Source organism: Streptomyces sp. (genome assembly GCF_035644915.1).
Classification (GTDB): Bacteria; Actinomycetota; Actinomycetes; order Streptomycetales; family Streptomycetaceae; genus Streptomyces.
Map to the genome: position 1 here is coordinate 1 of NZ_DASQNP010000201.1, position 10,575 is coordinate 10,575.

The following is a 10,575-nucleotide window of genomic DNA, read 5'->3' on the forward strand; positions in this document are numbered from 1 at the left end:
CAGCCTGTACGGCCACGACGCCCCGCGCGCCACCTTCGTGCCGTCCCCGCAGGTGCTGCCCGGCGCGGACCGGACGAGCCCGGACCGGGAGGTGTCCGGGGACTTCGCGGCGATGTTCCGCATGAGCGCGCAGGGCAGGGCACTGATGCGCTTCCTGGCCTCCGAGGAGGCCCAGCGGGCCTGGGCGACCAGCGTCGACCCGCCCTCCTTCTCCGCGCACCGGGGCGTCACCCAGGAGGCGTACCCCCCGGGCGACGGCGTCAGTCGCCGCATCGTGCGGGAGCTCCAGCAGGCCGAGCGGTTGTGCCTGGACGCCTCGGACGTCATGCCGCCCACGATCCGCAGGCTCTTCCACGAAAAGGTCCTGGAGTTCCTCGCCGACCCCGGGCAGAACCCCCGCGGGCTGCTGGCGCAGATCGAGCGGGTCAGGAACCGGCTTCCCGACGACACCCTCTGGCTGCGGCAGGTGTGCCGGTGAGACGGGCCGCCGGGGCGGCTCAGGCGGCGCCGGAGGGTGCCGGGGCGTCGACGGGCGCGTCCCAGTCGATGTGATGGTCCGTCAGCCAGGCGGAGGCGTTGCGGGGGCCGTGCCGCAGCAGCAGGGGCAGCGCCAGGTCGCGCAGCACCCGCCCCACCGGGCCCGGCGTCGCCCGGCGGCTCATGGCGGCGCTCGTCTCCACCAGGCGTGTCACCCGCTCCCGGCGCAGCCGCTCGTACGCCGCCAGCGCCCGGGGGACGTCGGGGAGGTCGCGTAGGCACCGGGCGAGCTGGACGCCGTCCTCCATGGCCATGGAGGCGCCGTGCCCCGCGTTGGGCGAGGCGGCGTGCGCCGCGTCGCCCACCACGACCAGGGGACCGGCGGACCAGCGCGGCAGCGGGGGCGGCCCGAGGTCGTGGGCGGTGAAGGCGACGACGTCCTCCTCGGCGGTGGCCCGGACGAGGTCCGCCGCCGGGGTGCGGTCACCGGCCACGGAGGCGATCGCCGCCTCCCGCCACCGGGCGGGGGAGCGGGCCGCCGGCCCGTCCCCGTCCCTTCCGGAGCGGGGAAGGGGGAGATTGACGAACCACCAGGTCTCGCCGTCCGGTGCGGTGAGGTACGCGGCGAACGCGCGTCCGCCGTAGAGCATCCGGAAGGTGCCCGGCGGTGCGGTCACCGGCGCGGCGCGGGTGTGGCCGCACACGGTGGCCGTACCCAGCCGGCGGGGGCGCCGCGCGGTGGGGGCGATCAGGGTGCGGGTGACCGAGTGGACGCCGTCGGCGCCGACCAGCAGATCGCCCTCCGCCTCGGTGCCGTCCTCGAAGACGGCCACCACCCCGCCGGGCGGGGTGCGTACGGCGGTGAGCCGCCTGCCGTACTCGATCCGGACGCCGCGCCGCGCCGCCTCGTCGCGCAGCGCCCGGTACAGGTCGGCGCGGCGCAGGGTGCGCGGGGCGCCGTCCTCCGGGCCGTGCGCGCCGTCCCCGCCGATGCGTTTCCCGCCCAGCCGCCGGCCGGTGCCGGTGAAGAACTCCACCCGGTCGGTGGGGAAGGAGGCCGCCACGACCGGGCCGTCCGCGCCGATGGCGCGCAGCGCGTCCATGCCGTTGGCGAACACCGTCAGGAAGGCGCCCACGCGGTCGGCGCCGGCGGGGTACGCCTCGTACACCACCGGCTCCAGGCCCGCCGCGCGCAGCGCCATCGCGGTCACCGGCCCGGCGATGCCGCCGCCGGCGACCAGCACGCGCCGCACCCCCGCGCCGCCCGCGCCGCCCGCGCCGCCCGCGCCGCTCACGACGCCTCCGCGGTTCCGGCCTCCACCGACCGCAGCGCCCGGGACAGCGCCACCAACTGCCGCACGTCGGCGTCCAGATCGCCCTCGTCCGGCACCACGACGGGCACGGCGGAGGTGGAGACCGGACGGCCCGCGGCGTGGGCCCGCAGCGCCTCCCGCAGCCGCCGCGCCAGCTCCCGCGGATCGGCGTCCACCGGGCCGCCCGTACCGGCACCCGTTCCGCTGTCGCGGTCGAGCGCGGCGAGGTAGGGGCTGACGCGGACCAGGCCGTCCCGGCACTCGATGACCCGGCGGTAGTAGCGGCGGTGCACCCCGCGCAGGCTCAGCGCGTCCCGCCAGGGCCGGACGGGCACCCGGTGGAGCGCGTCCTCGGGGAAGTGCCGGTGCAGCGCCGTCCACAGCGGCGCCAGACCGCGGTACGCCCGCAGGTGCCGCCACCACACGCGCAGCGCGGTCAGCCGCATCACCGCGGCCGGGTAGATGATGCCGACCAGGATCAGGACGATGCCCGGCAGCAGGAAGAAGACGGCGCCGAACCAGCCCAGCGTCGTCTCGGCGGCACCCGCGGTGTCCAACGACTCGTGCGCGCCGTCGCCCCCCGCCCAGCGCATCAGCACCGCGGGCACGAACAGCGCGTTGGCCACGACGATCGCCGCCATGCCGACGGAGGTGATCCGCAGCCCGCGCGCCAGCCGCGGCTCGGCGCGGCGCGCGTAGCGCCGGGTCCACACCCAGCCCAGGGCGAAGCCGGCGGCGAGGTAGACGTCGGCCGTCACGAAGAACACCGCCACGCTGGTGACCGTGTGGTCCCGGGTGCGGACCCCCTCGGGCGTCGCCGCCGCCGCGGCGGTGAGGACGGCCGCCGCGGCCAGCAGCGCCAGCCCGTACCACGCGGCGCGCCGGCGGGCGCGGGCGGGGGGCAGGGCCGAGAAGAGGTAGAAGTAGACCATGCAGTTCACCGCGGCCAGCACCAGGAGGTGCTGGACCAGCCGGGACGTCATGGGGGCCAGGCCCCAGAACACCTCGTTGCGGTCGGCCGCCAGCCCGAAGGGGTACGCCACGGCCCAGCAGGCGATCAGCCCGGTGACCGCCCACAGCGGCACGTCGCGCGGCGCCCGCGTCAGCCGGTAGGCCAGCCACGCCAGCGCCAGGAGCGAGCCCGCGCCGTACAGCGTCAGCAGCAGGCTCACAGCCACCCCAGGCGGTCGCCGAGGGAGGCGCCCATGCGCTCGGCCGCCGCGTCGGCGGACGACCGCGGGGCCACGTGGTCCAGGACCGAGGCCCACTCCAGGATGATCGTGGCCACCGTCTCGGCCTCCCGCTCCTGTTCGCTGTCGTAGGCGGTGCGCCGCAGGGCCCGCCGCAGGGTGCCCGGATCGAGGTCCAGGGCGGTGAGCAGGCCGGGCGGCAGGTCCTCGGTGCCGCGGCGCAGCTCGGTCATCAGCTCGTCGTCGTGCTCGTCGCTCTGGTGGCCGGCCAGCATGTGGCCGAGCTCGTGGAGGATGATGTGCCGCTGGTGGGCGCGGCTGGTCTCCTTCTGGAAGACGATGTAGTCGGCCGTGGGGGCGCCGACCCACATGCCGAACGGCCCGGGGACGGGGATCGGGTAGGGCACCAGCCGCAGGGGCCTGCCGCGCCGCCGCTCCACGCGCCGGCAGAGCTCGGCCACGTCCAGGGGCGGCCTGATGCCCAGCTCGTTGAGCAGCCGGCGGCAGCGCCGGCGCAGTTCCCGCTCCTTCACGGTGCCCGTTCCCCCCTGTACGGCTCCTCCGGCCCCTCCGGCTCCCCCTGCCCGGGGGCGCCGCCGTGCCGGGCGTCCAGTTCCAGGACGTGCTCGATGATCTCCGTGGCCGCGGCCAGGCCCTCCGGGGACAGCTCCAGGGCACGCAGCGCCAGGTGCCGGACGCCCAGATTGCCGGCCAGCCGGGCCAGTTCGGCCTCCGCGGCGTCGGCTCCGGTCTCCTCCTCGTCCAGGAAGGAGGAGGCGGGGACGCCGAAGAAGCGGGCCAGGGCGGTCAGCAGCTCGGTGGAGGGGTTCCGCTTGGTGCCCTTGCGCAGGGCCGACAGGTAGGCCCCGCCCACGCGGATGCCCGGATTGGCCTCCCGGACGGCCGCCGCCACCTCCTCGTTGGTGTAGCGGCGTCCCTGGGGGCCGTACGGGCGCACCTCGTCGAACAACCGGTTCAGGTTGTCGGCCAACGTCGGCCGTCTCCCGGAGTCGGGCACCGCTTTCCACCTCCCAGCGCGCGGAACCCGGTCGGGGCGCCGCCCCGTGATCCGCCTCAACTTCCGTCGTAGGCACAGAGGTTGGCAGGAGCGGGAGGGGGAGTCCAGTCGCATGGCACGGCGTGCGCGATGACGGTGGCGCGCCCGTGGCCCGGCAGTGGCGGCGGAGGGGCGGGATCTGCGCGGGGGAACGTACGGAGCGACGTCCGAAACCAGGGATGAATCAGGATCAAAAGGGACGAACAGGGGCGGAGTGAACCATCGTCATTCGGTCATTCTTCCGTTGGACGCATGCCGGGGGCGCCGGTGCGACGACCGGCGCTTCCGGGCCCGGACCGGTGCGCGCGGCGCCCCGCGGCGTACGCCGCCACCGCCGGTGGTGCGGCGCGGACGGCGCCCTCCCCGCAGGCGCCCGGCGGCCCGCCGCCCGGCACCGCCTGGCAGGGGCAGCTCCAGGGCCGCGTCGATGTGGGGGTGAAGGCGGAGGCGTACGACATCGACGGCTTCGAGAACGACGCGGAGACCGTCGCCGCCCTCCACGCCCGCAGCCGGAAGGTGATCCGCTACCTTGACGCCGGCACGTGGGAGGACTTCCGCCCCGACCGGAACACCTGCCCGCCCTCCGTCCTGGGCCGCGGCAGCGGCCGACCCGGCGAACGCTGGGTGGACGTCCGCCTCCTGGACGTGCCGCGCCCGATCCTGGCCGCCCGGATGGACATGTGCCGCACGAAGGGCTTCGACGCCGTCGAACCCGACCCGCTCGACGGCTGCCGCAACGACACCGGCTTCCCCGCGCCGCCACCCACCAGTTGGCGTTCAACCACACGGTCGCCCGGCTCGCCCACGATCGGGGGCCGGTGGTGGGGCTGGGGAACGACCTGGAGCAGATCCCGGAACCGGTGGACGACTTCGACTTCGCGGTCAACGAGGAGTGCGCCGAGTTCGGCCGAGTGCGCGGAGCCGGCCCCGTTCATCGAGTGCGGCAAGGCCGTCTTCCACGCCGAGTACACCCTGGCCACCGGCGAGTTCTGCGACACGGCACGGGAGTTGGGCCTCGGCTCGATCCGCAGGAGACTCGCCCTGGACGCCTGGCGCCGCACCCGCTGAGCGTGCCGCTCGGCCGCGCGGGAGACTGGGCGCGCGGGAGACCGGGGCACGGGGGAGAAGGAGGCGCCGTGGAGATCGTGGTGTTCATGACGTTGCCGGGGCTGGTGATCCTGCTGACCGGCGTGGCCTTCGTCGACCGGGTGCTGCTGTCCCGGCGGAACGGAGCGCGCGGCCGTGTCTCGGCGACGGGGTTCGAGATGCTGCACGCGAGCCTCCTGCCGGGCAAGGAGCACGAACTGCGGCAGCGGCAGGCGACGACGTTGCTGCGGGACGAGGAGGGCGACGGCGCCCCTCCCCACTCCACGGTCGACCTGGAACGGGGCAGGGCGGTCATCCGCCCGCGCGACCTGTCCTGACGGTCGCGCCCGGACGGCTGCCTGGACGCGCGCGGGCCGCGGCGTTCGCCCCACCGCGCATCCCCAGGCGCCGGGCCGCCCGCCGCCGCGGCGACCGGCCCGGCGCGGACGCTCAGCGCGTCGGGCCGTCCGCCGGACGGGCGCGCTCCAGGATCGCCCCGAGGTCCGCCCCGGCCGGGAGCGTGCCGAAGGCGTGGCCCCAGTCGCCGCCGAGCCGGGAGGCGCAGAACGCGTCGGCGACGGCCGGGTGGCTGTGGCGCACCAGCAGGCTGCCCTGGAGGACCAGCGCCAGGCGCTCGGCCAGCACCCGGGCACGGAGCTGCGCGCCCACCGGGTCCTTCAGCTCCGGCAGCATGGCCCGCACCCCGGCGGCGGCCGCGTCCAGCCGGGGGTCGGCGCCGGCGGCGGCGTCCACCTCGGCCAGGACGGCGTCGAGGGAGGCGGGCTCCTTCGCCAGGGCGCGCAGTACGTCGAGCGCGGCGACGTTGCCCGAGCCCTCCCAGATCGACAGCAGCGGCGCCTCGCGGTACAGGCGCGGCATGCCCGACTCCTCGACGTAGCCGTTGCCGCCCAGGCACTCCAGCGCCTCGGCCGCGTGGGTGCTGCCGCGCTTGCACACCCAGTACTTGGACACCGCCAGGGCCAGGCGGCGGAACGACGCCTCCGACTCGTCCCCGGCGTGCGCGGCGTCCACGGCCGCGGCCAGCCGGAGCCCCAGGGTGGTGGCGGCCTCCGACTCGACCGCCAGGTCGGCCAGGACCGAGCGCATCAGCGGCTGGTCGATCAGCCCGGCGCCGAAGGCTCGCCGGTGGGCGGCGTGGTGCAGGGCCTGCCGCAGTCCCGCGCGCATGCCCGCCGCCGTGCCCAGCACGCAGTCCAGGCGGGTCATGTTGACCATCTCCACGATGGTGCGCACCCCGCGGCCGAGTTCGCCGACCGGCCAGGCCACGGCCTGGTCGTACTCGACCTCGGCGGAGGCGTTGGAGCGGTTGCCCAGTTTGTCCTTCAGGCGCTGGAGGTGCATCGCGTTGCGGGTGCCGTCGGGCAGCACGCGCGGCAGCAGGAAGCAGCCCAGCCCCTCGGGGGTCTGCGCCAGCACCAGGAAGACGTCGCTCATCGGCGCGGAGGTGAACCACTTGTGGCCGGTGAGGAGGTAGCTGCCGTCGCCCGCCGGGACCGCCCGGGTGGTGTTGGCCCGCACGTCCGAGCCGCCCTGCTTCTCCGTCATCGACATGCCGGCGATCAGCCCGGCCTTCTCCCGCGGGGGCCGCAGCCCGAAGTCGTAGGTGCGGGAGGCCAGCAGCGGCTCGTAGACGGCGGCCAGCTCCGGCTGGGCGCGCAGCGCGGGGACGGCGGCGTACGTCATGGAGACGGGGCAGCCGTGCCCGGCCTCGGCCTGGGACCACAGGTAGAACTTGGCGGCGCGCACCAGGTGTGCGCCGGGGCGGGCATCGGCCCAGGGGGCGGCGTGCAGCCCGCGCTCCACGGCGGCGGTCATCAGGTGGTGCCAGGCGGGGTGGAACTCCACCTCGTCCACGCGGTGGCCGAAGCGGTCGTGGGTGCGCAGGCGGGGCGGGGTCTCCTCGGCCATCCGGGCCCAGTCCTGGACCTCCGGGGAGCCGGCCAGCGCGCCCAACTCCCGCACCTCCGTCTCGCCCCACCCGGCGTCGTGGCGGTGCAGCGCCTCCAGCAGGGCGGGCTCGTCGGCCGTGGTGAAACCGGTCAGCGGCGGGGGCTGGTTGATCACGTCATGGGTGGCGCTCACGGCGACCTCCGGCGGGAGCGGCGGCGGGACGGCCGGGACGGCGGTGCCCGTACCCTGACATTACAGATTCCGCATACGTGAGGGAAGACTGTAATGGCGCAGGCGGCTAGGATGGCGCGCCCATGAACGGGACAGATGGCGCAGCCGGCACAAGGAGCACAGGGAGCACAGGGAGCACAGGCGGCGCGGACGTCGCGGGCGGCAGGACGGGCGGTTCCGGAACCACCGGCGCCGCACCGGCGCTGCGGCCCCTGACGGCCCGCTCGATCGTGCTCAGCACCCTGCTCGGCCACCATCCGCCCGCCCTCCCGGCCCGTGCCCTGGTGAGGGTGGGGGAGGTCTTCGGGGTGGCGGAGGGCACCGTGCGGGTGGCGCTGTCCCGGATGGTCGCCTCCGGCGACCTGGTCCAGCGCGCCGACGGCACCTACGGCCTCACGGCACGTCTGCTCGCCCGCCAGGCCCGCCAGGACGACAGCCGAGCGCCCCGCACCCGCGACTGGCGGGGCCGGTGGGAGATCGCCGTCGTCACCGCCGAACGCCGGGCCGCCGCCGACCGGGGCGCCCTGCGCCAGGCCATGGCCGCCCTGCGCCTGGCAGAGCTGCGCGAGGGGACCTGGCTGCGCCCGGCCAACCTGCGGCGGCCCCACCCGCCCGTCGTCACCGAGCAGTGCACGCTGCTGACCGGGGCCCCCGAGGGCGACCCGGCCGCCCTGGCCGCGACGCTGTGGGACCTGGACGGCTGGGCCGCCGCCGCCCGCGCCCTGGTGGCCGCCGCCGACGCCGCCGAGGAGACCGGCGACCTGGCCCGGCGCTTCACCGTGGCGGCCGCCTCCCTGCGCCACCTGCTCGCCGACCCCCTGCTGCCCGCCGAACTGCTGCCCGGCGACTGGCCGGGCGCGGCCCTGCGAGCCCGCTACGACGCCTTCGAGGACGACTTCCGCGCCGTCCTCCGGCGCCACGCGGCACCCGGATAGGCCGGACGCGGCGGGGGCGCGGCGGGGCGCCGGACCGTGCGGCGGTCAGCGCGGGGCGAGCACCACCCACACCTGGCCCCGGGCGAAGGTCATCGGGTCGCCCTCCGGGGTGGTGAACTCCGTGCCGCTCTCCGCCGCCGGCCGCGACCAGCGCGCCTCGTACGCCCGGCCGCCGCGCAGCACCGTCGCCTCGCCGGAGCCGGTGGTCTCGGAGTACGGGGTGATGTTGCCGCCGCGGTCCCCGAAGCGGGAGTCGCGGACCGTCACGCGCTGGAGGACGATCGTCGGGGCGCCGAGCCGGTCGCCGTCGGAGGTGGTCGCCTCCCTGCCGTCCATGGTCACCAGCCAGCGGCCCTCGTCCCCGGACCAGGTGAAGGCGAAGGAGGCGCCGGGGAAGCGCACGGCCTCCTCGGTGTCGGCGCGGCCCCCCTCCGGCGCCCGGCCGAAGCGGAAGCCGATGTCGGCGGCCCCGCTCACCCCGTCGGGCGCGGCGCGCAGCGCGGCGCCCGGGTCCAGGTACATGTTGTGCGGCGCGGAGCGGTCCCGGCTGCGGGAGTACGCGCCGGGGGCCTGGCCGGGCGGCAGCAGGTGCACCGGGGAGGCCTCCATCAGCGGGATCAGCTTCGACTGCACCCCGGAGTAGGCCAGGGCCGGTTCGCCGAACTGCCGCAGCAGCTCCAGGTCCGACTCCCGGGCGCTGCGCACCGGGCCGACCGTGGGCGGCAGGTCGGAGGAGTACACCGCCAGCAGGCGGCTCAGGCCCGCCTCGACCTGCTCCACGTACACGATGTCGGCCCGCTCCAGGCCCGTGGGGGGCCGGGCGGCCGGCACGTTGTCGATCTTCACGGCGAGCACCGGGGCCGAGGGGTCCTCGACGGTCTCGCCGGTGAAGGGGGAGCGTCCGGTCTCCCCGCCGTCCCCGTCCCCGTTCCCGCCCTGGCAGCCCGCCAGCACGGCGAGCAGCACCAGCAGCGGCGCCAGCACCCTCGCGGTCCGTCGCCCGCTCCGTCCGCCTGCCATCTCGCTCGCCGTCCCTCCGGCCGGGCACGCCGGCGTGCCGCCTGGCCCCCCTCTGGTCCCCTTCTCATCCCTTGACCGGGACGGCCGGTTTCATGCCGGTCCGCCCCGTCCCCACCGCCCGGTGGGGATGGCGCGGCCGGGGCTCACAGCCGGTTCACGACCCCGCACAGCAACGGCAGGTTGCAGCTTCCCCGGGCCGCCTGGGCCGCCGCGCAGGCCGGGCCGATCCGGTCGGCGCCCGGCACGCGCCCGGGGCGAGCCCCATCGGGAACACCGGGGGCGGCACCCCGCGGACGCCCCGCGGGGTCGGCGGATTCAGCCCGTAGTCGCCCGGGGCGCCACCGACCGGGCGGCGGCGGTGGCACGATCGCCGTATGGCCGCCCGGGCGCCGCTCCACCGCGTGGTACTGCGCGCCGCGGCAGCGGGCCCCTTCCACGACCGGCACCACGACCCCCGGCGCCGGCGGCATGGCGGTGACGCCGGGCCAGGGCGCGCCCGGCACCAGGTCCTCGAACGGCACCGGCCCCCGCGCGGTCCGGTGGTCCTCGCTCCGGCCGAAGGCCGCCCGGGTGGCCAGGAGAGCCTGCGCGTACGTCAGGGCCGCCGGCGCCGTCCCGGCCACCGCGGGAGCGGCGGCGAACCGGCGCATCCCGACGGCGGCCCGGGCCCGCCGGGGCACCACCAGCACCACCACGGCACTCCGGCCCACCGACAGCACCATCAGCGGCACGGAGAACGCCCCGGTCGGCCTCACCGGGCCGGCCGCACTGCGGATGCCCCGGAGCGGCCGGGGCCGCGGGCCGGGGCGCCGGGGCGTGGCAGCGGCCGGTGCTCGTCTCCCCGACGCCCACCGGCACGGCCGGACTCCAGGCGGTGGTTCTCTGGGCGCTGCGCGGTGACTTCTCCGTCGGCTGGTGGGTGCCCGACCTCTTCCTGCTGCTCCCCCCCGCCCGGCATCGTCCGGCCGGGCCGGGGGCGCCAGTGGAGGACGTCCGACCGCGCGGGACGGCGGCGGGTTCCCCCGTGGCCCGGGCGCCCCGGGTCCGGGGCGTGCGGTGGGGTCGGCGTCGTTGCACCGTGCCGCCGGGTCCGGGGACGTCGTCGAAGGCCGCGCCGTCCTCGGTGGTGCCGGGGAAGACGTGGCCGGAGGAGAAGCCGACGCCCGGCACGTCCTGGGGTGTGGAGATCACCTCCGGACCGCCGTCCTCCACAGGCAGGGTCACCCGCCCGGCGGACAGGGCGTCCAGCACGACCTGTGGACAACGTCCGCGCACCGGCGGGCCCGGGGGGCCGGTTCCGGGACCGGTGCCGGGCATGGGCGGGGAGTCAGATGGCCCTGGGCACCGGCGTCAAG

The 10,575-nt window shown here is 76.7% G+C and carries 9 protein-coding genes and 3 pseudogenes; 5 read left to right on the forward strand and 7 right to left on the reverse strand.

Going from position 1 to position 10,575, the window contains the following annotated elements:
- Nucleotides 1–478, forward strand: a pseudogene (locus VE546_RS21915) (carbohydrate ABC transporter substrate-binding protein); the annotation flags it as partial.
- A 19-nt stretch (nucleotides 479–497) separates the two neighbouring features.
- Here VE546_RS21915 and VE546_RS21920 read toward each other — a convergent pair.
- The 4 genes from VE546_RS21920 to VE546_RS21935 are packed head-to-tail and all read right to left on the reverse strand — an operon-like array spanning nucleotide 498 to nucleotide 3,971.
- Complete coding sequence (locus tag VE546_RS21920) at nucleotides 498–1,772, reverse strand: FAD-dependent oxidoreductase (RefSeq protein WP_324924992.1); 1,275 nt, start codon at nucleotides 1,770–1,772, stop codon at nucleotides 498–500.
- Nucleotides 1,769–2,962, reverse strand: coding sequence for an MAB_1171c family putative transporter (locus VE546_RS21925; protein WP_324924994.1), 1,194 nt, complete (start codon nucleotides 2,960–2,962; stop codon nucleotides 1,769–1,771). The genes VE546_RS21920 and VE546_RS21925 overlap by 4 nt, the downstream gene beginning before the upstream one ends.
- On the reverse strand, nucleotides 2,959–3,513 hold the full coding sequence (locus tag VE546_RS21930) for a hypothetical protein (protein ID WP_324924996.1): 555 nt from the start codon (nucleotides 3,511–3,513) through the stop codon (nucleotides 2,959–2,961). Before VE546_RS21930 ends, VE546_RS21925 begins: the two co-directional genes overlap by 4 nt.
- A complete protein-coding gene (locus VE546_RS21935) occupies nucleotides 3,510–3,971 on the reverse strand; it encodes a helix-turn-helix transcriptional regulator (protein WP_324924998.1) in 462 nt (153 codons plus the stop codon). The genes VE546_RS21930 and VE546_RS21935 overlap by 4 nt, the downstream gene beginning before the upstream one ends.
- A 318-nt stretch (nucleotides 3,972–4,289) precedes the next feature.
- Here VE546_RS21935 and VE546_RS21940 point away from each other — a divergent pair.
- Both VE546_RS21940 and VE546_RS21945 read left to right on the forward strand, forming a co-directional pair.
- A pseudogene (locus VE546_RS21940) lies at nucleotides 4,290–4,882 on the forward strand (endo alpha-1,4 polygalactosaminidase); the annotation flags it as partial.
- A 291-nt stretch (nucleotides 4,883–5,173) separates the two neighbouring features.
- Nucleotides 5,174–5,461 carry a DUF6191 domain-containing protein gene (locus tag VE546_RS21945; protein WP_324925008.1) on the forward strand — a complete coding sequence of 96 codons (288 nt, stop codon included), beginning with the start codon at nucleotides 5,174–5,176 and terminating at the stop codon, nucleotides 5,459–5,461.
- Nucleotides 5,462–5,573: 112 nt separating this feature from the next.
- Here VE546_RS21945 and VE546_RS21950 read toward each other — a convergent pair whose 3' ends face one another.
- Entirely contained in the window at nucleotides 5,574–7,226 is a 1,653-nt protein-coding gene (locus VE546_RS21950; RefSeq protein ID WP_324925000.1) for an acyl-CoA dehydrogenase family protein, read from the reverse strand.
- Nucleotides 7,227–7,348: 122 nt separating this feature from the next.
- Between VE546_RS21950 and VE546_RS21955 the strand changes: the two genes are divergently transcribed.
- Nucleotides 7,349–8,200, forward strand: a complete 852-nt coding sequence (locus VE546_RS21955) for a PaaX family transcriptional regulator C-terminal domain-containing protein (protein WP_324925002.1) — start codon at nucleotides 7,349–7,351, stop codon at nucleotides 8,198–8,200.
- Between the two features lie 45 nt (nucleotides 8,201–8,245).
- Here the strand turns inward: VE546_RS21955 and VE546_RS21960 are convergent, their stop codons facing one another.
- Nucleotides 8,246–9,220, reverse strand: a complete 975-nt coding sequence (locus VE546_RS21960; RefSeq protein WP_324925004.1) for a DUF3048 domain-containing protein — start codon at nucleotides 9,218–9,220, stop codon at nucleotides 8,246–8,248.
- 143 nt (nucleotides 9,221–9,363) lie between these two features.
- Nucleotides 9,364–9,975: a CPBP family intramembrane glutamate endopeptidase gene (locus VE546_RS21965; RefSeq protein ID WP_324925006.1), complete on the reverse strand. Its 612-nt coding sequence runs from the start codon at nucleotides 9,973–9,975 to the stop codon at nucleotides 9,364–9,366.
- Between the two features lie 53 nt (nucleotides 9,976–10,028).
- Between VE546_RS21965 and VE546_RS28020 the strand changes: the two are divergent.
- Nucleotides 10,029–10,575: pseudogene (locus VE546_RS28020) on the forward strand (DUF5360 family protein); the annotation flags it as partial.

Bases quoted from the DNA above. Each gene is read 5' to 3' on its own strand.
- VE546_RS21955 (WP_324925002.1), top strand. From the start codon at position 7,349: ATGAACGGGACAGATGGCGCAGCCGGCACAAGGAGCACAGGGAGCACA.
- VE546_RS21960 (WP_324925004.1), bottom strand. From the start codon at position 9,220: ATGGCAGGCGGACGGAGCGGGCGACGGACCGCGAGGGTGCTGGCGCCG.